Below are 23,227 nucleotides of genomic sequence, written 5' to 3'. Positions count from 1 at the left end.
CGCCAACAGCCCACCACCGCCCGGCGGTTCACCGAGTGATCAGGACGCGGCGAACGCCTTCTCCATCTGCTGCGCGGCCTTGCGGTACACCGTCAGCAGATCGAGGTCCTGCCCCGGGTAGTTGGCGATGTTCAGCTGCTTGGCGCCCGCGCCGGGCAGCACCGTTCCGGTCGACATGTTCTCGTTGTCGAGCACGAACTCCGGCTTCTTCGCGGACAGCTTGGACAGCTGCGCCGGTGTCACCGCCTCGGGCCCGTAGGTGCCCACCAGCTGCGCCCCGGCGAGCTTGGCCGCCCAGCTGGTGAACATCTGCGCCGTCACCGCCGGTGCCTTGCCGCCCGGCCAGGCGGCCCGCACCTTCTTGTTCAGCGACTCCCACTCCTTGCCGAACGTGGTGTTCCACCGCGCGGCCGCCTGCTGCGTACCGAACGCCTTGCCCAGGCGGGTCACATTGGCCGTGGTCTTCGACGGGGTGTTGTCCAGGTTCAGCTCGATCATCTTGGCGTCGGAGCCCGCCGCCTCCTTGATCCGGCCGGCGAAGGGCTCGAACGAGGAGTAGAGGACATAGTCCGCTTGCGCCACCTTGGCCAGATCGGACGGCTTGACGTCGTAATCGGGCGCGTGCCGGATCGAGGCGGGGACGATGGAGGTCACCTGCTTCGCCCCGGCGGCCTTCGCCAGCGCCGCCTCCCAGACCGTGGTGGCGACCACCACGGGTCCGGAGGAAGCCTTGTCCGAGGTGGCCGCGGTCTTTTCCGGAGTGGAGCCGCAGCCGGAGATCAGCAGCAGGCCCGCGCTCAGTGCGGTGAGGGGACGGACGAGGCCGCGGGTTCGCGCCATGAGGGAGTTCTCCGTTCAGGGATGAGATGAGCTGCGAGGGCGACCGCACCCGCAGCGAGGACGAGGACCGGCCCGGGCGGCAGGTCCCAGGCCAGCGAGGCAAGAAAGCCCACGACGTTCACCACCAGCCCGATGCCGATCGCCCAGAGCGTGATCGACACCAGCGAGCGGCCGAGCCGGCGGGCGGCGAGGGCGGGCAGCAGGGTGAGCGCGTCCACCAGCAGGGCGCCGGTCAGCCGGATGGCACCGGCGACCGCGACCGCCACCAGGACCAGCAGCAGCACGGTGAGCCGCTGCACCGCCACCCCAGAACACAGCGCCAGCTCCCGGTCGTGCAGCAGCAACGACAGCTCCCGGCGCCGCCAGACGAACAGCGCGGGAAGGGCCACCGCCAGCGCACCCAGCACCACGAGATCGACGGGGCGCACCGCCAGGATCGACCCCCACAGCAGCGCGAAGGCGCCATTCGCGTTGACCCCGGACAGCGCCAGCATCAGCAGCGCGGCGGCGATGGCCAGGCTCATCAGCAGCCCCATCGCCCCCGACAGCCCGTCCGCCGTACGCGCCAGCGGCGCCACCCCGGCACCAGCCAGCGCACACGCGACGAGCGCACACAACACCGGGTCCAGGCCCAGCAGTTGCCCCGCCGCGATACCCAGCAGCGCCACATGCATCATCGCGAAGCGCACCGGCATGATGTCCAGCCCGACGATCACCACGCCGACGATCGGCAGCCCCAGCGCGGACAGCAGCAGACCGGCGCCGGCGCGCTGTACCGGTACCAGCTGAAGCAGGTCACCGACCTGTCCGAGCGCGCTCACCGGACCTCCCGCAGACGTCCGGCGGCCATCTCCAGCGTCCGGTCGCAGCGCGCGGCCATCGCCCGGTCGTGGGTGACCACGAGCACCGTCACCGGCAGCGTGGTGAGCACCTCGGCGGCCTCCTCCTGTCCGGCGAAGTCCAGTGCCGCCGTCGGCTCGTCGGCGAGCAGTACGCCCGCCCCGGCGGCCACACACCCCACCGCCCGCGCCAGATGCATCCGCTGCAACTGCCCGCCGGACAGACTGCTCAGCGGACGGTCCCCGAGCGCCCCCACCCCGAGGCGCACGGCGGCGCTCGCCGCCTCGGCCGGGGCGCCGCTGCTCGCCAGCAGCTCCTTCGCCAGCAGCGGGAAGCGCCCGGCCGCCGGGCGCTGCGGTATCCATGCGCAGGCCCGTCTGCGCCAGGCCCACTCCGCCGCGCTGCGACAGCCCCGCCGCCCGACGAGGATCTGCCCGTCGACCTGCCGGTGCAGCCCCAGCACCGCCCGCAGCAGCGTCGTCTTGCCCGAGCCGTTCGTACCGGTCAGCGCGATCCGTTCACCGGCAGCCACCTCCAGATCGACACCGCTCACGGCCTCCAGGCGGCCATGCCGGCACACCACGCCGTGCATCCGTACGTCGAGACCGGACGACCTGCTCTCCTGCCGTGCCGCTGCGGGCTCCGGCCGCTCATTGCTGCGCTCCACAGCCCACTAGTCGGCCCGGCCGGGCGTGGAGTTCCCGGCCGGGCGGGATTCTCCGTACGGGGGCACGGGACCGGCGCGCGGCGGGGCAGGACGCGGCGTGCGGCGAGCCCGCCGACGCCCGATGACCGCATCCTGCCGCCGCGGCTACCGCATCACGCGGAGGCCGTCGAAGCGGACACCCGCCACGTCGCGCCGAAGCCGGCCGGCGCCGCTTCCCGCTCCGCGCCGTCCGGCCGCCGCGCGGTGCTGCCTTCCGCCGAGTTCACCAGCGCGATCAGCGTCTCCCGGGCCCGTGCCACCCGGGAGCGGACGGTGCCCACCGGACACCTCGCCACCGAGGCGGCCTGCGCGTACGACAGCCCGAGCAGTTGGGTCAGCACGAACGCCTCCCGCCGCGCGGGCGCGAGGGCGCCGAGCAGATCGGCCAGCACGATGCCCTCGTCGAATCCCGGCAGGAGCTCCGGCTGCGCCTGCTCGGCCATGGTCTGCCAGTCGTCGAGCGCGGCGATACGGGGCCTGGCCCGGTTGGCGCGGATCCGGTCGGCGACCGTGCGCCGGGCGATCGTCAGCAGCCAGGTACGGGCCGAGGACCGGCCCTCGAAGGAGGGGAGGCCCCGGAGGGCCCGCAGATAGGTGTCCTGGACCAAGTCGTCCGCCGCCTGGAAGTCACCGCTCAAATGCGTGACATAGCGCAGCACATCGCGCCGGGTGGCCCGGACGAACCGCTCGACGGCGGCCTCGTCGCCGCTGCGGCCCTCCAGCGCCCACTGGGTCACCTGGGCGTCCTCAGCCACACGCATGCGCCGCCTCCTCTCCCTCACGCGGGTCCATGGGCACGGGTATCTGCGATACCGGCATCTGGGCAGGCGTCATCGTCGGAAGTCCTTCGCTGGATCCGGTCCGGCGAACGGGGCCGGGACCGGAGATGTCGGGGCGGGCGCGGCCGACGCGGCATCCGCGCGCTGTCCGTCCGCTGCCCGGAGGGCGCTCCGCTGTCAGTGGACAGCCGGCGCCGGCGGTGGACCCCGGCGGGAGACGACATGGACCAGGAGCCGTCCCCGCAAGGCGCGATGGGGTGTCCGCTCCGGCTCCCGGGTCTCCGGCGGCAGGGTCGGCAGCACGGTGTGCCGTACGAGGCGGAGACGTGGCACGAGGGCGAGGGACACCGCCCGCACCAGCCGGAAGACCGCGCGCTCGCCGCCCCACATCCACCACACGCTCAGCGTCGCGATCAGCAGATGCGCCGCCAGCATCACACCGGCGCCACCCGGCGCCCCCGGATGCGGCGTGTGCCCCATGACGGCCATCTGGCCGGACATCGACAGACCGCCGAAGTGCCCGCCATGCGCCACCTCCTGCACCGGCGAACCGTCAACCAGAGCCGCATGCACACCACTTGGCACCCGCAATGGATGAAAGGGCACCCCGCCCCCACACCGCAGCGATTCCCACCACAGCCTGGCCCAGGACAGTTTGCTGTGCCCGGCGTGGTCCAGCGCCTGCCCGAGGGCGAAGGCGGAGTGCAGCGTCGCCTGGGTGCCCACGGTCAGGGCCGCCACCGTCAACGGACCGCGTTCCCGGCCGGCGAAGCACCAGGCGCCTCCCGCGGCCCCTACCGCAGCCGTGAGCAGCACCCGCCACGGCAGCACCGCCCCAGAGGTCAGCACATGCCCGACAGCCGTGAGCAGCACACAGACCACCGCGAACGCGATGGCCCGCGATCCCCTGAGTACGTATCCGGCTTCCATGGCGAGAACAGCTTGCCCCTCCCGTGCTCCGTCAGACAGATGAGGCCAAAAGATGCTCACTTCCGGAGCGAAAATGACTGCCGGAACGGATGGCGGACTACGGCACATCGAGGGTCCGACGAGCCGCCCAAAGACGTACGGGACACCCCCCGGCCCCAACCAGTAGCGTCGGGCGCATGCGTGCCTTCATCGTCGATGCCTTCACCGACCGGCCCTTCGCCGGGAATCCCGCCGCGGTGTGTCTGCTGGACAAACCGGCTGACGCCGCCTGGATGCAGCGGGTGGCCGCCGAATTCAATCTCTCGGAAACCGCCTTCGTGCACCGGACCGCGGAAAACACCTACGGACTGCGGTGGTTCACGCCGACCGTGGAGGTCGATCTGTGCGGCCACGCCACGCTCGCCACCGCCCACGTGCTCCACACGACCCGGTCCGCCGCTCCCGACGCGCCGCTGCACTTCACCACCCTCAGCGGTGTACTGACCGCCCATCGGCACGACCAGGGCGCGATATCCCTGGACTTCCCCGCGGATGTGCCGACCACAACCCCCGTACCGCCACTCCTCGCCAAGGCTCTCGGTGCCGAGCCGCGGTGGACCGGACGCGCCCGGCACGATCTGCTCGTGGAACTGCCGGATGCGGCAACGGTGCGCGACCTGAACCCGGACATCGCCGCCCTCACCGACTTCAGCGGCCGAGCCGTCATCGTCACCGCGAGCGCCCCGGACGACGCCGACCACGACTTCGTCTCCCGCGTCTTCGCCCCCGCCGCCGGCATCCCCGAGGACCCCGTCACCGGCGCCGCCCACTGCGTCCTCGCCCCCCACTGGGCCGAACGCCTCGGCCGCACCACACTCAACGGCCGGCAACTCTCCCCACGCGGCGGCCGGGTAGGCGTCGCACTACGCGCCGACCGAGTCACCCTGCTCGGCCACGCGGTCACCGTCTTCACCGGCGAACTGACCTCCTGAATTGCGGACTTTGGTCGCTTCCGCGGTGACGACGGTGCCGGGCCCGGCGCCGGTGAACGATGGCTGCACTCCTGCGCGTACGGCGACGGTCCGCGCGGCTCCGGGAACGCCGAGAAGTGGATCCAAGTCGGCCACAACCAGCACATGAGCTTCGCCGTGCGCCAGTTGGCGGCGGGGGCCGGCTGAGACGATCGGGTCCGTCGACAGAGACGGGCAGCCGCCCGCCAGTTGTGAACGAGCCGCCCGATGGCGATGATCGGCCCCATGACCGCACCACAGCACGGGCCGCTGGCCGATGCCCCTCTTGAGCAGCTCTTTCCCGAGGCCGGGGAGGGGGATCTGGAGCTCATACGGCTCGAAGGCGCGCGGGTGGATACGGCCCTCGGCCCGACGGGACCGGCGCGGTGGGAATGGGAGCCCGGGGTGCTGTTCACGGAGATCACGGTGGGCGACGGCACCGGCGATCGGGTCGAGTACTCGCTCCAGGTGGACTGTTCGGAGGGCGCCGGTGCCTGGGCTTTCGCGGGTGTATCCGTGGCGTGTGGATGCGAGGCGAATCATGCGACGCATCTCGTCGACACGGCCCCCGTATACCTCACGGAACTGACCTCCCTCTATGAAGGGACGGAGCTGGGAATGGCGTTCTCCTTCTCGGCATGGGAGCTGGTCGGCTGGATCGAGAACCCCAGGGACCCGGCGGCCTGGCGCTCACTGAAGGGACTGCCGGCACCCCGGGGAACCGCCGTACCGGGGCACTAATCGATGGACCGGGTGGCGGAGACGTGTGGGGTGGGGACGATGGCGCGGTGGAACTCCGCGTTCGACCTCGCGACCATGACCGGCCATGCGTTTCAGTGCCTGGTCACCGACGCGGAGTTGAGTGCCTCGCTCGCGGCGGTTCACACGGTGCTGCGCAGTGGCGGCCGCTTCGCGTTCGAGACGCGGCACCCGCAGGCGCGTGCCTGGGAGGGCTGGAATCCGTCGGCGGCGTCCGACCTCGTCGACTCGGCCGGACGGGCCCTGCGGCTCTGGCACGAGACCGAGTCCGTGAGCGGTGAGGTGGTCACCTTCACGGGGACGACGGCCGCGGCCGATGGCACCGTGCTCCGCGTCGACCGGACGCGTCTGCGCTTTCTCGACGAGGTCGTGCTTGACGCCTTCCTCGCCGACGCGGGGTTCGTCGTCGAGGCCCGGTACGGGGACTGGGACGGCGGGCCCGTCACCGGTACGAGCCGGGAGATCATTACGATTGCCCGCCGCCGATAGGCCCCTATTGCATTAGGGCTTGATGGGACGTCAAGTGACTGACGTCACAAGGCTTTGAAGGTCGGTAAAGCGCCCACTGTCCAATTTTGGCCGGTGGTTTCGTGATACCTTCCTCCCGCTTCTTATTCTGTCATTACATCCATGGGGGGCCGCGGATGTGTTGTCACTCATCCCGGAAGGATCACCGGTCGGCGTCTGACCGACCCTCCTCATCGCGAGGTTCCTCAGGCTCCTGAGGGCCTCGCCGGGGGCATTGTCGATGCGGACGGGGCGTACGCCGAAAGGCGGCTCGTCGCAGGCCGAAAGCGCCCGGCGAAAGCGTCGCGATCCGGCCATTTCTTCAGGACGGCGCAGCTGGTGAATTGGGCGCCGTAAGCGGCGAACAAGAATCGCCCCGCTGGCCGGAGGAAATCGGCGGAAACGCCTGAGAACCAATGAATTCCCGAGCCGGGAACACGCCCTCGCGTCCGGCTCCCTCAGCTGAACCCGGTCGTTTCGACCCTTCAACGGACAGGCTCATGAAACGAATACCCTGGGTGCGCGCCGCCGCCGTCGGCGTCTGCGCCTCGCTCGCGCTCGCCGTACCGGCGCTCGCCCGACCGGCGCTCGCCGCGCACCAAGCGACGCCGGACGCGCCGGACGTCCCCGCCGCCCTGACGACTCCGGCGACGGCTGGTTTGCTGAAGCCTTCGCACGGCCCGGCGACCCCTTCCCCCGGCCCGGCGACACCTTCCCTTGGGCCGGTGAAGCCTTCTCCCGGCCCCGTGAAGCGCTCGAAGGGCGTGACGCAGGAAGACATCCGCAAGGCGCAGCAGCTGGAGCGTTACTGGACACCGGAGCGGATCCGGAGCGCCGTTCCCGTGGATGCGGTGCAGGCGGGGGAGACGGTGCGGCCCCCGCTGCGTGCTCCCCACGCGGCGGGCCGGAGCGCGGTGTTCGCGCCGAGCCATCAGGTCGCCTCGGGGGTCCCGACGGTCGGTGTGTTCCTGATCCGCAGCGAGGACGGCTCGGCGACGCCCAACCAGTTCTGTAGCGCCGGCGCCGTCACCTCGCCGACCAAGAGTCTGGTGCTCACCGCGGCGCACTGCCTGAAGGGCGGCAAGTCGTACCGCAACGTCGCCTTCGTGCCCGGCTACCGCGGCGGCGCCTCGCAGGCGGGCGAGCCCGGGGAGCGGCCCTATGGCCTCTTCCCGATGGAGCCGGGCAAGGTGTGGATCGACGAGCGGTATCTGTCCTCGTCACCCAGCGACGATGTGGACTTCGCCGTGCTGCGCGTCGGACCGAACTCGCAGGGACAGCTCCTGGAAGACGCCGTCGGCCGCGGCAACACCCTCACGACGGTCCCCGCCGCGCAGCTGGCCCGCCGTGAGGTGACACTCACCGGCTACCCCGGCGGCCAGAAGACCCCGCTCCAGTGCACCAACGCGACCCGGGCCTTCCAGGGCCGGTTCATGGAGATCACCTGCGACGGCTTCCGTACGGGGGTCAGCGGAGGTCCGTTCCTGGAAGGCTTCGACGGCAGCCGTGGCAACCTCGTCGGCGCCATCGGGGGCTACAAGACCGGCGGCCTCCAGGACAACATCTCCTACAGCTCGCAGTTCGACAACGACGTCCGCCGTCTGTACAACCAGGCGGTCGCGGACGCGGCGCCGGACACCGTCAACCCCCTGGGTGACGCCACTACATGGCAGCACGCCACCACCTTCCTCACCGGCCGGTTCCACTCCGACTCGGTGCGCAACAGCACCGGCGACCTGATCGTGCGCTGGTCCGACGGCGAGGTCTCGCTCTACCCCGGCAACCGCGCCTACGGCCTGGGCAAGGACATCCGGCTCGCCAAGAGGGGGCCGGAATGGAAGCAGGCGAAGGCCCTCACCGTGGGCGAATTCACCGGCAACGGCACCGACGACCTCCTCGTCCGCTGGGCCGACGGCAAGCTGACCCTCTACAAGGACGTCAACGAGACCAACAAGCTGAACAACCGGATCCAGCTCAAGGGCCCCAACGGCACCTGGACGCATGCCGTGGGCCTCACCGCCGGCCGGTTCGGCGGCGGTAATACGCGCCGCGACGACCTCGTGGTGCGCTGGTCCGACGCCGAGATGACCCTCTACACCAATGTGGACGGCCGGGGTCTGCACGCCGAGAAGCAGCTCGCCAAACGCAAGAACACGACCTGGTCACACGCCCGCGACAGCGTCGCCGGGAACTTCGCGGCAGCCGCCGGCGACCAGGATCTGTTCGTCCGCTGGTCCGACGGTGAGGTGACGGTGTACGAGAATCTCGCCGCCAAGGGCTTCAAGGCCGAACACCGGCTCCGCCCGGCGAAGTCGGCATGGCGCCACGGCAGCCTGGTCACGGCCGGTGCCTTCGGCGGCGGTACCCGCCAGGACGACCTCCTCGCGCTCTGGCCCGGCGGCAAGCTCGTCATGTACGGCGACACCACGGCCAAGGCCCTGGGCCGCGAACGCCTCCTCGTGCCCGCGCAAATCAGCTGAACCCGTACGTCACGCCCCAGGATTGCCGTCCGGTCCCGCCGGGGAACCGGACGGCATTTCCGTGTCGTTGTCGCCCCCGTGGCGCCGGCCTGACCTGCGGCCGGCGCCAGGACGCGGCCGCAGGTCAGACCGGCGTCGACAGGCCGCGGATCAGGTCCGCCGCCTTCTCCGCGATCATGATGGTGGGAGCGTTGGTGTTGCCCCGCACCACCGTCGGCATCACCGACGCGTCCACCACGCGCAGGCCGCTGACACCGTGCACCCGGAGCCGGGAGTCCACCACGGGGCCGATCGGGCAGGTGCTCGTGGGGTGGTACAGCGTATGGAGCTCGCGCCGGGCGAACTCCAGCAGCCCGGCGTCGTCCGTGGAGCGGGGTACGCGGAAATCGGCGCGCCGGTGCTTGCGCAGGCTGGGCTGGTCGGCGATGTCCAGCAGCAGCCGCAGCGCCCGTACCGCCGTGGCGCGATCCTCCTCCGTGGCCAGGTAGTTGTGCAGGATGTGCGGTTTGGCGCTGGGGATCGCCGACCGCAGCGAGACCTTGCCCCGGCTGGTGGGGGCGAGCAGGGCCGCGCCGAACATGAAGGCATGGTCGGTGACCGGGCTGATGCCCTCCTCGTGGAACATCACCGGAGTGGCGTGCACCTGGACATCGGGAGCCTCCAGCCCCGCGCGGGTGCGGTGGAACCCCCCGACCTCACCGACGTTGGAGCTCAGCGGGCCCCGCCCCTCGGTCTCCAGCAGGCTCACATTGTCCGGTGTCTGGGCGGTCAGCAGGGTTTCGGTGTCGGTCAGGTACAAGAGGCCGAGGTGCGCGTGGTCCTGAAGGTTCTCCCCCACCGGGAGCTCCACCCGGGGCGTGATGCCGTGCGCCGTCAGCTCGTCGGCCACACCGATACCGGACAGCATCAGCAGCTGCGGGGAGTTGTACGCCCCGGCCGACAGCACCACCTCCCGCTCGGCGTGCCGCTGGAGCAGTTCGCCGTCCCGTTCCAGCTCGACCCCGGTCGCGCGGTCACCGTCGAACAGCACCCGGGTGCACTGGGCGCCGGTGAGCACCTCGAGATTCGGCCGGTCCAGGGCCGGCCGCAGATAGGCGACGGCCGTGCTGCACCGCATCCCGTCCCGCTGCGTCAGGTGGTAGTGGCCGACGCCGTCCTGTTCCGGACCGTTGAAATCCGCGGTGTACGGGTGGCCGGCCTCCTGGGCGGCCGCCACGTAGGCAGTCATCAGCGGATGCTGTGAGCGGCCCTCGCTGACGGTCAGCGGTCCGCCGGTGCCGTGCCACGGCGAGGTCTCCCCGCGGAAGTCCTCGGCGCGCAGGAAGTAGGGGAGGACGTCGTCCCAGCCCCAGTGCTCCGCGCCGGCGGCGGCCCAGGCGTCGTAGTCCCTGCGGTTGCCCCGGATGTAGATCATCGCGTTCATCGACGAGGACCCGCCGAGCATCCGGCCGCGGGGCAGGAACCGGCGCCGGCCGTCCAGCCCCGGTTCGCAGTCGCTGAGGTAGCTCCAGTCGTACTTCGTCTGGAACAGCTTGCTGAAGGCGGCCGGTACGTGGATTTCCTGCGCATCATCCGCCGGCCCGGCCTCGATGAGGAGCACACGCGTGTGCTCGTCCTCGGTGAGCCGGGCCGCCAGCACACATCCGGCCGATCCGGCCCCCACGATGATGTAGTCGTACACCCGTACCCCTCACGCAGCGCTGATGCGGACCTCTCCAGCCAAGCCGCACCGGCAGGTCCGCTCACACCGGGAAACCAGCCAAAGTGTGCGGTCGGCGGGCGGGCCGCGGCGCTCACGGGCGGGGCGCTCACCTCCGGAACCGCGGCGGCACGGAGGCGGCCCGACCGCCACGATGCCGCTCGCCCCGGGCCCGGCGCCGGGCCGAGTGTCCGCACCTGAGGGACGGGCGCAGAATGAAGAGAGCCGCTCTGGCGCCCGGAGGGCGGACGGGCCACCGCGCGCGGCGGGTGGAAGGACAAGCCGGTGCCATCAGATCGGCCGAGCGACCAGCAGGCTCGCGGTCCACTCTGGTCCGAGCCCGGCTCGCTGCTGGAGCATGTCGCCGTCGCCGTGTTCGGCATCGATGACGCCAACCGGATCTGCTACTGGGGCCCCGGCGCCGAGCAGCTTTTCGGCTACCGGGCCGCGGAGGCGCTGGCGAAGCCTGGCGCCCTTCTCTTCCCCGCCGCACCCGATGCGGGCCCCGACGCCTGCGCCCGCCTGGCCGAGCGCGGCCGGACCGAGGGCTACTGGCGTGGGCGGCTGCTCGCCACGCATCTGGACGGTTCGGTCTTCGACTGCGGCTTCCGGGTCTTCCCGGTGGCCGGGGAGGCGGGGCATTCGGTGGTCATGGCCCTGGCGAGCCGCGGCGACGAACTGGACCGGGTGAAGACCAATCTCGCCTTCCTCGACGCGCTCTTCGAGACCTGCCCGATCGGCCTGGTCATGCTCGACGAGGAACTGCGCTACGCCCACCTCAACCAGGGCCTGGCCGACATCAACGGGCTGCCCATCGAGGACCACCTGGGGCGGCACCTCACCGAGATCATGATCACCGCGGACGGCGGCGAGTACGAGCGGATGCTGCGCGGCGTCGCCGAGGACGGCAAGCCCATCGCCGGCGTGCGGGTCGGGATGCGCACCCGGGGCCACCCGGACCGGGACAAGGTGCTGTCGGTGAGCTTCTTCCCGCTCTCCCGGGCCGGCGGCACCCGCCCGGGAGTGGGCGGCCTGCTGGTGGATGTGACCGACCGGGAGCAGGCCATCGTGGAGGCGACCGCCACCCGCCAGCGCCTCGCGCTGCTGGACCAGGCGTCCACCCGGATCGGCACCACCCTGGACGTGAAGGTCACCGCCCAGGAGCTGGTCGATGCCGTGATTCCGGTCTTCGCCGACGCGGCCGTCGTGGAGCTCGTGGAAGGGCTGGACGAGCGGGAGTCCTTCGACCCGGCGCTGCCGGTGCGCACCCGCCGCCTCGCATACGGCACCGTGCTGCCCCCGCCCGCGATGGAACTCGTCAGCGGGGTGGCGGGAGTGCACTACCCGCCGGGCTCCGCCATCCACCGGATGCTGCGCACCGGCCGCCCGATCGCGGTGCCGGTGAACCAGGAGTTCATGCGGCGGACCATGCTCGACGAAGCACGCGCCCGGGTGCTGGCCGACAGCGGACTGACCTGTCTCCTCCTCGCCCCGCTCATCGCCCGGGGAACGGTGCAGGGCATCGCCATCCTCGGCCGGTCAGCGGCCCGCGCGACCTTCACCGAGCAGGACCTCAGCCTGGCCGCGGAGCTCGCCTCCCGGGCCGCGCTCTGCCTGGACAACGCCCGCCTGTACAGCCGCGAGCGGAACATCGCGCTCACCTTCCAGCGCGCGCTGCTGCCCAGCTCCCTGGGGTCCTGCCCCTCCCTGCACCTCGCCCATCGCTATCTGCCCGGCAGCCACGTCACCGAGGTCGGCGGCGACTGGTACGACGTGGTCGACCTGCCCGACCAGCGGGTCGCCCTGGTCGTCGGCGATGTCATGGGACACGGCGTCGCGGCCGCCGCGTCGATGGGCAGGCTGCGGATCACCGCCAAGGCACTGGCCCGCCACGACCAGGAACCGGAAGAGCTGCTCACCGAGCTCGACCAGTGCGCCCAGGAGGCGGGCATCGAACTCGCCACCTGCCTCTACATCCGCTACGACCCCGTCACCGGACGCACCCGGATCGCCAGCGCCGGCCACCCGCCGCCCCTGCTCCGCTACCCCGACGGCCGGACCGAGGTCATCGACGAGGTGCTGGGGGTACCCCTCGGCGTCGGCGGCTGTCCCTTCCACTCGACGGAGCTCGACCTGCCCGACGACACCACCCTCGTCCTCTACACCGACGGTCTCATCGAGGCCCGGGACCACGACATCGACGAGGGGCTGACGGCGCTGCGCAGCGAACTGAACCGGCTCCCCGACTCATTGGAAGCCGCCGCGGACCACATCCTCGCCCGCCTCGTACCGAGTTCCCCGGCCGATGACACCGTCCTGCTGCTCGCCCGGGTCCACCGCGTACGGCTGTGAGGACCTGACCCCGGCACCCGGCACACGGCCCCGGCACCGACGGGCCGGCTTCCCTCAAGGGCGTCCCGGCGCGGCCATGCGCGCGGAGACGCACGGGTCCTCGTTGCGGTAGCCGAGGCGGGTGTAGAGCCGTTCGGCGGGGGAGTTGTCGGCGAGCTGCCACAGCGTGCAGAACCCGTGCCGGCGTACGGCGTACCGGGTCAGCCACGAGGTCAGCGCCGCGCCGAGACCCTGACCACGCAGCCGCGCGTCCGTCGCGACCGACGCCATCAGCGGGGCCCCGCTGTCCCGCAGGCTGCTCAGCGCGCCGCAGGCCACCAGCCGTCCGTCGGGGTCGCGGATACCGGTCCACAGGCTGACGCCGGAGGAGCCGGGGCCGGTCGAATGGGCGGGGCTGTGCTCGTTGAGGAAGGCGAGCAGCTCCTCGTGGTGCGTCTCGTCCAGCTCGATCACCCGCTCCTCGGCCCGTTGGAGGGGCGGTTCCTCCAGCGTCCACCGGAAGACCCACTCGACGACATCGGACACCGGCAGGTGGCGGCCGACCAGCGCATCGGTGCCCCGGGGCCCGGTGAACTCCCTGATGTCGTCCGGGAGTTCATGCGCGGCGCGGAGTACGATCCCGGCGGCGGGCACCGCTTCGCCGACGCTCCACAGATGTCCGCGGGCGTCGTCGAGCCAGGCGGCGGCACCGTCGCCGGACCAGCTGATCCGGCCGGACGGGCGTCGTCGGGCAGCGCCGAAACGCAGCAGGGCGGCGCCGGCCTGGCGCTCCAGACCCTGCTGGAACAGGTCTGCGGTCCGGGGAGGAAGAGTCGTTGCCTGCATCGCTCTCTCGGGAAGGACGTAACGGGAGGGCGACGGCCCGGACACGCACAGGGCGCAGCCGGAACCGACCGTCTGGGGGGTGGGGGAGTCCCGGCAGGGGCTGCGCAGGCGGCGCGCCCGGCTGACGGGGACGCCCACTGTTGCACACCGCCCCTGGCCGGAGGCAAATCCGGGGCCCGGGCGGCGAATGCGTACCGGAAATTGCGGCCGAGGACACCGCGGACCTGCCCCGTCGACCGGCCCCGTTCACCCGTGGACCGGCCCGTGGAGCGGGCCCGCGTCCACCTGCTCTCCGGGGCGCGAGCAGCGCGGATGCCGGATGCCGGGCGCACGCTCCGGCCCCGCCGGGCCGCCATGGGAGGGGTGGTGTTGATCACGATGCGGGCCGGTGCGCTCCCCGCCCACGGCACCGGCGGTCCGTGGCCCCGCGGGCGCGGCCCGAGCGACTGCGCGGCCTCCCGTATCCGGGGAACATGGAAGCACCGCGAGGCGTCGTGGACACGGGCCGCAGCCCGAAGCGGGACCGCATGCCGCGCTCACAGGCGGAGGAGGTGCCTGGGATGGGTACAGCAGGCCCCTTCGGCCCGCCGGGCGACCAGCCGCCCGCCGGGGGGCCACAGCGGAGCGGGCTGCTGGATCTGCTCAGCGTCGCCGCGGTGCTGCTCGACGGCGAGGGCCGGATCGTGCTGTGGAGTCCGCAGGCCGAGAAGCTGTTCGGCTACACCGCGCAGGAGGCGCTGGGCCGGTTCGCGGGGCGGCTGCTGGTCCACCAGCAGGACCTGGACCTGGTGATCAGGCTGTTCACCGAGGTGATGGCGACCGGCGAGAGCTGGGCCGGCGCCTTCCCCGTCCGGCACAAGGACGGCAGCTCCCGGCTGGTCGAGTTCCGCAATATGCGGCTGCTGGACGACCGGGGTGACTTCTACGCCCTGGGCATCGCCACCGACGAGGAGATCCTGCGCCAGGTGGAACGTGATGTGGCCCTGTCCACGCGGCTGGTCTCGCAGTCCCCGATCGGGCTGGCCGTCCTGGACACCGAGCTGCGCTATCTGGCCGTGAACCCGGCGCTGGAGCGGATGAACGGGGTGCCCGCCAAGGAGCACATCGGCCGGTCGGTACGGGAGGTGCTGCCGTTCCTGGACACCGACGCCATCGAGGCCGCCCTGCGGCAGGTCCTGGCAACCGGCACGCCGCTGGTCGACGAGCACACCGTGGGCCGCACCCCCGCCGACCCCGACAACGATCACGCCTGGTCGGTCTCCTACTACCGGCTGGAGGACCCGGGCGGGCGGGTGCTCGGGGTGGCCGGCCTCTCGGTGGACGTCACCGACCGGCACCGCGCGGCCACCGAGGCGGCCCGCGCCCGCCGCCGGCTGGCCATGATCGCCGATGGCACCGCCCGGATCGGCACCACTCTGGAGGTGGAGCAGACCGCCCGCGAGCTGGCCGAGGTCGCCGTGCCCGAGCTCGCCGACATCGCGGCGGTGGACATCCTGGATTCCGTCCTGGAAGGCCGCCCGTCCCAGACACCCGGCGCCCGCCCCGCGCTCTTCCGGGCCCTCGCGGTCAAGGCCGCCTACCCCACGGAGGCGGTCCGCGCCGCCGACCCTCCCGGCCAGCTCACCAGCTACGGAGCCGACCGACTGGCCACCCGGTGTGTGCGCACCGGTCAGCCGATCCTGATAGCCCATGTCCAGAGGCAGGACCTGGCCCGCATCGCCCGTGACCCCGAGGCCGCAGCCCTGCTGGCCCGGGCCGGCATCCACACGTATCTCACCATGCCGCTGATCTCCCGCGGCGAGGTACTCGGCGCCCTGGGTCTCACCCGCGCCCGTAACCCGCTGCCCTTCGACGAGGACGACCTGGCGCTGGCCGCCGAACTGGCCGAGCGCGCCGCGGTGTGCATCGACAATGCCCGCCTGTACCAGGGCCAGCGAAACGCCGCCATCACCCTCCAGCGGAGCCTGCTCCCCGACCGGCCGCCGCACCGGAAGGGCCTGGAGATCGCCACCCGCTACCAGCCCGCCGGCACGACCAGCGAGGTCGGCGGCGACTGGTTCGACGTGGTCCCCCTCGGAGCGGACAAAACCGCGCTCGTCGTGGGCGATGTGATGGGCAGCGGCATCGACGCCGCCACCACCATGGGACGCCTGCGGACCGCCACCTCCACCCTGGCCGACCTCGACATCCCGCCGACCGAGGTGCTGCGGCACATCGACAAGATCACCGCGGATCTGGACCAGTACGCCACCTGCGCCTACGCCGTCTACGACCCGCACCACGCCGTCTGCCACATCGCCGTCGCCGGGCATCTGCCGCCGGTACTGATGCGCACGGGCCGGCCGCCGGAGCTGCTCGACCTGCCCATCGGCGTACCCCTGGGGGTCGGCGGAGTGCCCTTCGAAGAAGCCACCTTCCCCCTGCGCCCCGGCGACCGGCTGGTCCTCTACACCGACGGTCTGGTCGAGACCCGCCACGACCCCATCGACGAGCGCCTGGCGCTCCTGCTCCGCCTTCTCGACCGCCCGGACCACACCCTGGAGGACACCTGCGACCGCCTTCTTGACGCCCTGCGCGATCCGGACGACCCGGACGACGTCGCCCTCCTCATCGCACGGGCCGGGAACCAGGGACGGGGCGCCGGGTCCGACCGCTGATTCACCGGAGACCACGTCCCGGCGCTCTCTCGCCGGAGCTGCTGGGTGAAGCGGCTGAGGAGGTCCACCGTCTCCTTGTGCTCGGCCCTGCGGTCGTCGCTGCCTGGATACGGCCTAGATACGGCGGATCCGGGCAGCCAGCGCGTGCCCGATGCACACATAGACGACGGCGGGCAGCCCGTAATTCAGCACGGTCCGCAACCAGTCGGCATCCATGGTGAACAGATCGTGCGACCACCCGGCGAGCCAGCCGGCCGCGGCATGGACAAAGTTGACCAGGTCGTTGGCGCGGTTCGCGTCGACGAGGGCGAACAGGATCCACAGGCCGAGGATCAACGCCGTCAGGTCCGCAAGGACGACGACGACCTTCGCTGCTTCGTTGTTGCGGTAACGAGCGCGTGAGGACATGCACCACGCGTTGCCGCTTTCGGCCGCTTGAAACGCGGCGTGCGACGTCCGCCGCACGCTCCGCCGTGGGAGCAAGCGGGCGGTACCCGCGAGGTCGGTGACCGTTCCGGCCGGTCACCGGGTCACTCGGACGATTCCTGCTCGGTGCGCGTCAGGCTCGCGATATGGGCGCGGTACGCAGCGACTTCGGCCTCGGTGAGGGCCAGCCGGCCGGGGCCGGGCTGGTCGGCCGGGAGCTCGGTCGACTGGACGGCGGCCCGGTACAGGGGACCGGGCAGGTTCAGCAACAGCTGGCCCTGCTCGGCGGTTTCGATCACCAGCCAGGAGTCGGCGTTGTCGTCGTGGACATCGGTGACTCCGATGGTGCTGATGGCGGTCACGGTCAGAACCGGAGGTATTTCGCTCATGTCACCTCCCTATCAGCCGCCGCCGGACACGGCGAATCGCCGCGGGGGTGGGCTCCCCAAGAGGAGAACCCACCCCCGCAAAACAGCAGAACCGGCCCGGCACCCGGTCATCGACCCCTGGTGCCGGCCTGGCCCGTCCTAGCGCAGGAGGTCGGCCAGGGCCCCGCCGCCGGTGTGCACACCGCCGGACGGCCGGTGGTGGTCCCGCCTGTGGTGATCGCGCTTGTGGTGATCGCGCTTGTGGTGGTTCTTCTTGCGGTGGTCCTTCTTGTGATCGTCGCGCTTGTGGTGTCCGTGCTTGCACCTGTCGTGGTCGTGGCCGGAGCTGCTCGACGCGACATGGTCCGTCGTGTGGTCCCCGGCCGCGGACACGGCGGTCGCGGCGGGAGCGGTGACCGCGAACATCGCGGTGATGACGGCTGAGGCGAACAGAGTGCGGGCAGTGCGCATGGACATGTTCCTTTCGGCCTGCTGCGAAGGGCGACACCCTGTCGGCCTTCTGCGGCGCAGTAGTGATATGACACACAGCCAGTTGCATTGTCACGGCGCACCACTTGAGAGCGTCGCATCCGGGCGAATAATTGAGCCTCCCGGGTGGCCCGGGCGTGCCGACGTTGCCGGTGGTCCGCGCAGGAAGAGCATGAGCATGACGGCGGCCCGGGGGAGGTCGGGGGTTTTCCATGGGCTGGGCCCACCGGAGTCATCGAATGCGGCGGCCATATCGCAATGCGGCCGAGAAATTCGCCCAGCGACGCACAATAATTCGCTCAATAAAAGGGCGGCGCGGCCCGCGTGTATTCAGCCAACGGGCCTTCGCAGAGGCGTGAACGCGCCGCGCTCCGCGGAAAACCACATGCGCCGGAACGCGAGAGCGGGGACGCTGGTACGCCGTACTCCGAGGATCAAGGAGAAGGCATGGAACCCTGCGCAGAGTGCGGTGCGCCGATGGACCCGCGATCCTGCGAGGAGCTCTTCCAGACACTGCTCGCGCTGGACCATGCACGGCAGGCACCGTGGGGGCCGCTGCACGGCGTCTCCGTCGCCTGCTTCCTGCTCCAACACCCCAGTCGGCTGCCCGCCGATGACGGCGGGACGGCCTGGGCGCTGCTGCACGCCTACCTCGAAGGCGGCCTCGACGAAGTGAACCAGCTCGTCGGCCGCGCTCGCCGAGGCAACTCCCACCGTGCGAAGGGCAGTTCCTCACCAGCCGCCCGGGACGCGGCCCTGCCGCACCGGGACGCGCCGCCCTCCCGTTTCTCCGTCACGATCCATGACGTCGCCGTCGACGGCTCGTTCCCCGCCCCGGAGTTCACCGAACGCGTCAAGGCGTGGGCCGCCGCGACGGTCGACGCGTGGAGCTAGGGCCCCTTTTGCGGGCCCCGGCCGCGTGCCGGTGTTGCCCGCATGATCGTGGAGTCCACCGAAACGGCCCAGGTCCGGTCCTCGTCCGCGCCGGCCTGGGCCATCAGCGCGGTGAACTGCCCAGAAGGTCAGGTGACTTCCCAGGCCGCCTCGATCATCTGAAAGATCTCGTCCAGCGCGGCGTCCGGGTCGGCCGCCTCGTGGGCCAGCGCATAGGCGTCGATCACGAACCTCGCGAGCGTCCGGCAGGCCGTTTCGCTCTGTGGCAGGTCGGGATCGGCGACGAGGGCCGCGGCCAGCGACTCCGCGTAGCGCAGCCGCATCGTCTCCTCGTACTCCCGCAGGGCACGTGACGCGTCGATCATGCGGTAGATCGGGGCGGCGCCGTCTCCCGTGCAGTGCCGGACCATGGCCTGGATCTCGCGGCGCAGCGCGGGGATGAGTGGCTCGTGCGGCCCCCGGCCGGTGACCGCCTGCGTGAGGCGCTGCTCGAAGTTCTCGTCCTGCTCGAACACCAGGGCCTCTTTCGAGGCGAAGTGGGAGAAGAGCGTGGTGACGGCCACGTCGGCCTCGGCGGCCACGTCACGGATGCCCACCGCGTCGTACCCGCGCTCCAGGAAGAGCCGCAGGGCGGTGTCGGCGATCTTCTGGCGGGTCGCGGCCTTCTTGCGTTCACGGCGTCCGGTCGTCGGCACGGTCATGCCGCTGACACTACCAAATCCAAAGGAGTAGCAGTTTCGAAACCGTAACCGTTAGTGTTACGGTCCCTCACATGAAGAGAGTGAGCTACGCCGAGTTCGGCGGTCCCGACGTTCTCCACCTCGAAGACGCCGAGGAGCCCCACGCGGGCCCCGGCCACATACGCGTCGCCGTGCGGGCGGCGGGCGTGAATCCGGTCGACTGGCGGATCCGTGAAGGACAGTTCCAGGAGGTCCGCCCGGTCGAGTTGCCTGCCGGAGTCGGGCAGGACGCCGCCGGGGTGGTGGACCAGGTCGGCGAGCACGTCGAAGGGGTCGAGGTCGGTGACCGCGTGTTCGGGCGAGGCGCGAGTACGTATGCCGAGTTCGCCGTCCTCGCGGCCTGGGCCCGTATGCCCGAGAGCCTGACCTTCGAAGAGGCGGCCGGGTACCCCTCCGTCGTGGAGACCGCGCTGCGCATCATCGGTCAGGCCGGTGTGCGGTCCGGGCAGACGCTGCTGGTCAGCGGCGCGTCCGGGGGAGTTGGATCGGCGGTCCTCCAGATCGCCCACGAGCGCGGCATCACGGTGATCGGCACGGCCGGAGCCGCGAACCAGGAGTATCTGCGGAGCCTGGGCGCCCTCGCCACGACGTACGGCGAGGGCTGGGTCGAGCGGGTGCGGCGGCTCGGGCAGGTCGACGCGGCGCTCGATCTGGCCGGGTCAGGCGTGATCCGCGAGCTCGTCGAGCTGACCGGGGATCCGCGGAGGGTGGTCTCCATCGCCGACCTGGGTGCGCCGGAGCTCGGTGCCCGGTACTCCGGCGTGACCGGGAACGTTCCACAAGCCCTCGCCGAGGCCGTCCGCCTCATCACGCGGGGAAAGCTCCACATACCGGTCGAGAAGACGTACTCGCTCGCCGAGGCCCCGGCGGCACACCTCGACAGCCGGGCCGGTCACACGCGCGGGCGCCGGGTCATCGTCGTCTGAGCCATTCCCTGCCCGGTCGCACGCCCCGGCGAACTGCCTTCCTTCCAGCGCCCGCCGGGGCCCACCCGGCAGGTGCGACACGCAAGGAGCCCCATGCACACTCCTGTCACGATCATCGGCGCCGGACTCGGCGGCCTCGTCCTGGCCCGCGTCCTGCACCTCCACGGCATCCCGGTCACGGTCTACGAGGCGGAGTCCTCCCCGGCGGCGCGTTCGCAGGGCGGGATGCTCGACATCCACGACCACAACGGCCAACTCGCCCTCAAGGCAGCCGGACTGATGGACGAGTTCCGTGGCCTCATCCTGGAGGGCCGCCAAGCGATACGGCTCCTGGACCACAACGGAACCGTCCTGTTCGACAAGGCCGACGACGGCACCGGCGAAAGCCCCGAGGTACAGCGCGGCGAGCTGCGACGGATCCTGCTGGACGCACTCCGCGACGGCACCGTCCGATGGGGCCACAAGGTCACCGGCGTCCGCGCCCGCACCGCGGGCCGCCACGAGGTGACCTTCGCAGGCGGCGCCGCCGTCCTCACGAACCTGCTGGTCGGCGCGGACGGCGCATGGTCGCGCGTCCGACCGCTGCTCTCCGACGCCACACCCGAATACGTCGGCCGGTCCTTCGTCGAGACCTGCCTGCACGACGCCGACACCCGGCACCCGGCCACCGCGAAAGCGGTCGGCGGCGGGACACTCGTCGCGCTCGACCCGGACGGGAACGGGAAGTGGCTCGTGGCTCATCGGGAGAAGGGCGGGGTCCTCCGCACCTACATCACCCTGGCCAAGCCGCAGGACTGGTTCGCCACCATCGATTTCACCGATGCCGCCGCGGCCGCCGAGCGCATCGCGGAGGAGTACGACGGCTGGGCGCCGGAACTCACCGCCCTGATCACCGCCGGCCGGACCGCGCCGGTCCTGCGCCCCCTCCACGCCCTGCCGGTCGGGCACCGCTGGGCCCGGGTGCCGGGAGTGACCCTGCTCGGCGACGCCGCCCACCTCTCCACCCCCAACGGTGAAGGCGCCAACCTGGCCATGCAGGACGGTGCCGACCTCGGAAAGGCCCTCGCCGCACACCCCGACGACATCGAGACCGCGCTCACCTCATACGAACAAGTGCTGTTCCCCCGCGGCGCCGCGGCCGCCGCCGAAGTCGCCCACCACCCCACGCCCCAGGACGTGATCAGTTTCTTCACCGACCCAGAGCAAGCCCCGGGAATCTGACAGTCCCGCAGAGGCGAGCGACCACAAGCTCTCCTGGAACATCGACACAGCCATGCGTGTACTGGAAGCCCTGGAAGCCGCCGAGGGCATGACCTTGCTGATCGAGGGCGCCGCCGGAGGCGTCCGCACCCTCACCGCGCAACTCGCCCAGGCGCGCGGCCTCGACGTGATCGGCACCGCGAGCGAAGGCAACCACGGCTTCCTCGCCCAGCTCGGCGTCGTTCCGGTCACCTACGGGGCGGGGCTGGCCGACCGCCTTGCCCCACTGGCTCCGCACGGGGTCGACGTGGTTCTGGACGCGGCCGGTAAGGGCTCTCTTGGCGAACTGGTGGCCATCGCCGGCGACCCGCACCGCGTGGTGACCATCGCAGACTTCGACGCCGACCGACACGGAGTGCGGTACTCCCGCCTTCAGTTCCTGGTCCCCGAAGCCGGAGGAACCTGGAGTCGATATGCCCCGGCGACCACTCTCAGCCTTCCCGGATGAAGCCCTCCCGCACCAGCCAGTCCTTCGCCACCTCGTGCGGGTCCTCCCCGTCCACGTCCACCCGCGCGTTCAGCCGCTGGGCCTCGGCCCCCGTCAGCCGCTTGGTGATCGGGGCGAGCAGGCCGGCGATGGCGGGGTACTTCCTCAATGTGGCGCTGTTCATCTCGGGTGCCGCGTTGTAGTTGGGGAAGAAGTGCCGGTCGTCTTCCAGCACCTTCAGCTTGAGTTCGGGAATGCGGCCGTCTGTGGTGGCCGCCACGCCGAGGGAGCAGGCCGCGCCCTCGGCGACCTGGGTGTAGACGACGCCGTCGTCCATCTTCTTGAAGTTCCCGCGCCGGAGGGCGAATCCGTACGTCTTCGCCACGCCCGGCAGGCCGTCCTCGCGCACCGAGAACTCGCTTCCGCCGCAGATCGTCGCCGCGCCCGGGTCCTTCTTCGTCAGACGTGCCACGTCGGAGAGTGTGCGCAGCCGGTACTTCTGCGCATTCGCCTGGTTCGCGACCAGCGCGTAGGTGTTGTTGAGCGGGGCGGCGGGCAGCCAGGTGATGCCGTTGCGGCGGTCCTCCTCGCGTACGGCCTCCCACTGCCCGTGCGGGTCGACGACCCGCTTGGTGTGACCGAGGTAGGTGATCCAGGCCGTGCCGGTGTACTCGTACATCCCGTCCGCCGCACCGGACTTGACCGCCTCGCGGGCACCGATCGAGCCCTGGATGTTCGTCCGGTCCAGGACTTCCGCGCCGGCCGCTTTGAAGACCAGCCCCATGATCTGGCCCAGGATGATCTGTTCGGTGAACTCCTTTGAGGTAACGGTCAGTTGGGCGCCCTCCAGTGGTCGCCCCTTCCCGATGGAGCCGGGCCGCACCGAGTCGGCCAGCGGACTGCCGCTGGTCAGTCCGCAGCCGCTCAGCCCTGCGGCGGCGAGCAGCAGGGCGCCCGCGCCTGCGACGGCCGTCCGTACCCGGGCCAGGCGCATCAGTCCACCTCCAGGCCGCGTGGGCGTAACGGCAACTCGACGAGCGTCCCCAGCCAGTCCATGATCAGCGCCTGCCGGCAGCGGGTGCCCAGGTACTCCCAGAAGCTCACTTCTCGGTCCTCCCTCAAGGCCGGTCCTCCAGCGGTCAGCGGTCCGTACGGCGCCTGCCGCGACGCCTGGCGCGCCAGTGGAGTGATCCGGAGCGGCACCGGATTCTCCAACGTGATCGCCGCCGAGGCCCGCACGATGCCATCGAATCTCACCCATCCGGTCGATCACGCGCTGCAAGCCGGCATTCGAGCGTGCCACCAAACGGCACAGCATGCCACCACCCCGCCGG

21 protein-coding genes and 2 pseudogenes are annotated in these 23,227 nt (G+C 71.2%); 10 read left to right on the top strand and 13 right to left on the bottom strand.

Features of this window, described 5'->3' with window-relative positions; all coding sequences use genetic code 11:
• Positions 1–39: 39 nt before the first annotated feature.
• From ACFWJW_RS09100 to ACFWJW_RS09080, 5 genes are all read right to left on the bottom strand, one after another.
• On the bottom strand, positions 40–840 hold the full coding sequence (locus ACFWJW_RS09100; RefSeq protein ID WP_387236946.1) for an ABC transporter substrate-binding protein: 801 nt from the start codon (positions 838–840) through the stop codon (positions 40–42).
• Positions 798–1,661, bottom strand: coding sequence for a metal ABC transporter permease (locus ACFWJW_RS09095; protein ID WP_387236944.1), 864 nt, complete (start codon positions 1,659–1,661; stop codon positions 798–800). The genes ACFWJW_RS09100 and ACFWJW_RS09095 overlap by 43 nt, the downstream gene beginning before the upstream one ends.
• Entirely contained in the window at positions 1,658–2,272 is a 615-nt protein-coding gene (locus ACFWJW_RS09090; protein ID WP_387236995.1) for an ATP-binding cassette domain-containing protein, read from the bottom strand. Before ACFWJW_RS09090 ends, ACFWJW_RS09095 begins: the two co-directional genes overlap by 4 nt.
• Positions 2,273–2,499: 227 nt before the next feature.
• Positions 2,500–3,141: a sigma-70 family RNA polymerase sigma factor gene (locus tag ACFWJW_RS09085; protein ID WP_387236993.1), complete on the bottom strand. Its 642-nt coding sequence runs from the start codon at positions 3,139–3,141 to the stop codon at positions 2,500–2,502.
• A 201-nt stretch (positions 3,142–3,342) separates the two neighbouring features.
• On the bottom strand, positions 3,343–4,095 hold the full coding sequence (locus tag ACFWJW_RS09080; RefSeq protein ID WP_387236942.1) for a PE-PGRS family protein: 753 nt from the start codon (positions 4,093–4,095) through the stop codon (positions 3,343–3,345).
• 176 nt (positions 4,096–4,271) lie between these two features.
• Here ACFWJW_RS09080 and ACFWJW_RS09075 point away from each other — a divergent pair, with 176 nt between their 5' ends.
• The 4 genes from ACFWJW_RS09075 (at position 4,272) to ACFWJW_RS09060 (ending at position 8,830) form a co-directional block, all read left to right on the top strand.
• On the top strand, positions 4,272–5,066 hold the full coding sequence (locus tag ACFWJW_RS09075; RefSeq protein WP_387236940.1) for a PhzF family phenazine biosynthesis protein: 795 nt from the start codon (positions 4,272–4,274) through the stop codon (positions 5,064–5,066).
• Between the two features lie 264 nt (positions 5,067–5,330).
• Positions 5,331–5,825 carry a hypothetical protein gene (locus ACFWJW_RS09070; protein WP_387236938.1) on the top strand — a complete coding sequence of 165 codons (495 nt, stop codon included), beginning with the start codon at positions 5,331–5,333 and terminating at the stop codon, positions 5,823–5,825.
• A gap of 39 nt (positions 5,826–5,864) precedes the next feature.
• Positions 5,865–6,332, top strand: a complete 468-nt coding sequence (locus ACFWJW_RS09065; protein WP_387236936.1) for a hypothetical protein — start codon at positions 5,865–5,867, stop codon at positions 6,330–6,332.
• Between the two features lie 518 nt (positions 6,333–6,850).
• Positions 6,851–8,830 (top strand): trypsin-like peptidase domain-containing protein, encoded by a 1,980-nt coding sequence (locus ACFWJW_RS09060; protein WP_387236934.1) that lies wholly within the window; start codon positions 6,851–6,853, stop codon positions 8,828–8,830.
• A gap of 124 nt (positions 8,831–8,954) precedes the next feature.
• Here the strand turns inward: ACFWJW_RS09060 and ACFWJW_RS09055 are convergent, their stop codons facing one another.
• Positions 8,955–10,511, bottom strand: a complete 1,557-nt coding sequence (locus ACFWJW_RS09055) for a GMC family oxidoreductase (protein WP_387236932.1) — start codon at positions 10,509–10,511, stop codon at positions 8,955–8,957.
• Between the two features lie 303 nt (positions 10,512–10,814).
• On the opposite strand from ACFWJW_RS09055, the gene ACFWJW_RS09050 reads away from it, so the two are divergent.
• Entirely contained in the window at positions 10,815–12,881 is a 2,067-nt protein-coding gene (locus ACFWJW_RS09050; RefSeq protein ID WP_387236930.1) for a SpoIIE family protein phosphatase, read from the top strand.
• Between the two features lie 54 nt (positions 12,882–12,935).
• Here ACFWJW_RS09050 and ACFWJW_RS09045 read toward each other — a convergent pair whose 3' ends face one another.
• Entirely contained in the window at positions 12,936–13,706 is a 771-nt protein-coding gene (locus tag ACFWJW_RS09045) for a GNAT family N-acetyltransferase (RefSeq protein WP_387236928.1), read from the bottom strand.
• Positions 13,707–14,266: 560 nt separating this feature from the next.
• On the opposite strand from ACFWJW_RS09045, the gene ACFWJW_RS09040 reads away from it, so the two are divergent.
• A complete protein-coding gene (locus tag ACFWJW_RS09040) occupies positions 14,267–16,363 on the top strand; it encodes a SpoIIE family protein phosphatase (protein WP_387236926.1) in 2,097 nt (698 codons plus the stop codon).
• A gap of 114 nt (positions 16,364–16,477) precedes the next feature.
• Here ACFWJW_RS09040 and ACFWJW_RS09035 read toward each other — a convergent pair whose 3' ends face one another.
• The 3 genes from ACFWJW_RS09035 to ACFWJW_RS09025 all read right to left on the bottom strand — a co-directional run bounded on the left by ACFWJW_RS09035 (position 16,478) and on the right by ACFWJW_RS09025 (position 17,628).
• Positions 16,478–16,771 carry a hypothetical protein gene (locus ACFWJW_RS09035; RefSeq protein WP_387236924.1) on the bottom strand — a complete coding sequence of 98 codons (294 nt, stop codon included), beginning with the start codon at positions 16,769–16,771 and terminating at the stop codon, positions 16,478–16,480.
• Positions 16,772–16,893: 122 nt separating this feature from the next.
• The gene (locus ACFWJW_RS09030) at positions 16,894–17,178 is read right to left on the bottom strand and encodes a hypothetical protein (protein ID WP_387236922.1); all 285 of its coding nucleotides are present in this window, start codon (positions 17,176–17,178) and stop codon (positions 16,894–16,896) included.
• 138 nt (positions 17,179–17,316) lie between these two features.
• The gene (locus ACFWJW_RS09025) at positions 17,317–17,628 is read right to left on the bottom strand and encodes a hypothetical protein (RefSeq protein ID WP_387236920.1); all 312 of its coding nucleotides are present in this window, start codon (positions 17,626–17,628) and stop codon (positions 17,317–17,319) included.
• 465 nt (positions 17,629–18,093) lie between these two features.
• On the opposite strand from ACFWJW_RS09025, the gene ACFWJW_RS09020 reads away from it, so the two are divergent.
• The gene (locus tag ACFWJW_RS09020) at positions 18,094–18,540 is read left to right on the top strand and encodes a DUF5946 family protein (RefSeq protein WP_387236918.1); all 447 of its coding nucleotides are present in this window, start codon (positions 18,094–18,096) and stop codon (positions 18,538–18,540) included.
• A 128-nt stretch (positions 18,541–18,668) separates the two neighbouring features.
• Here ACFWJW_RS09020 and ACFWJW_RS09015 read toward each other — a convergent pair whose 3' ends face one another.
• On the bottom strand, positions 18,669–19,241 hold the full coding sequence (locus ACFWJW_RS09015) for a TetR/AcrR family transcriptional regulator (protein ID WP_387236916.1): 573 nt from the start codon (positions 19,239–19,241) through the stop codon (positions 18,669–18,671).
• Positions 19,242–19,312: 71 nt separating this feature from the next.
• Between ACFWJW_RS09015 and ACFWJW_RS09010 the strand changes: the two genes are divergently transcribed.
• The 3 genes and pseudogenes from ACFWJW_RS09010 to ACFWJW_RS09000 all read left to right on the top strand — a co-directional run.
• A complete protein-coding gene (locus ACFWJW_RS09010) occupies positions 19,313–20,206 on the top strand; it encodes an NADP-dependent oxidoreductase (protein WP_387236914.1) in 894 nt (297 codons plus the stop codon).
• A gap of 93 nt (positions 20,207–20,299) precedes the next feature.
• Complete coding sequence (locus ACFWJW_RS09005; RefSeq protein ID WP_387236912.1) at positions 20,300–21,427, top strand: FAD-dependent oxidoreductase; 1,128 nt, start codon at positions 20,300–20,302, stop codon at positions 21,425–21,427.
• A 37-nt stretch (positions 21,428–21,464) separates the two neighbouring features.
• Positions 21,465–21,836 (top strand): annotated as a pseudogene (locus tag ACFWJW_RS09000) (NADP-dependent oxidoreductase); the annotation flags it as partial.
• Positions 21,837–21,897: 61 nt separating this feature from the next.
• Here ACFWJW_RS09000 and ACFWJW_RS08995 read toward each other — a convergent pair.
• Together ACFWJW_RS08995 and ACFWJW_RS08990 are read right to left on the bottom strand one after the other, a co-directional pair.
• A complete protein-coding gene (locus ACFWJW_RS08995) occupies positions 21,898–22,887 on the bottom strand; it encodes a glycine betaine ABC transporter substrate-binding protein (protein ID WP_387236910.1) in 990 nt (329 codons plus the stop codon).
• Positions 22,888–23,045: 158 nt separating this feature from the next.
• A pseudogene (locus ACFWJW_RS08990) lies at positions 23,046–23,217 on the bottom strand (Lrp/AsnC family transcriptional regulator); the annotation flags it as partial.
• Positions 23,218–23,227 lie beyond the last annotated feature (10 nt).

The sequence above is a fragment of the Streptomyces sp. NPDC127097 genome (genome assembly GCF_042724075.1).
GTDB lineage: Bacteria > Actinomycetota > Actinomycetes > Streptomycetales > Streptomycetaceae > Streptomyces.
This window is presented reverse-complemented; position numbering and strand designations above follow the sequence as displayed.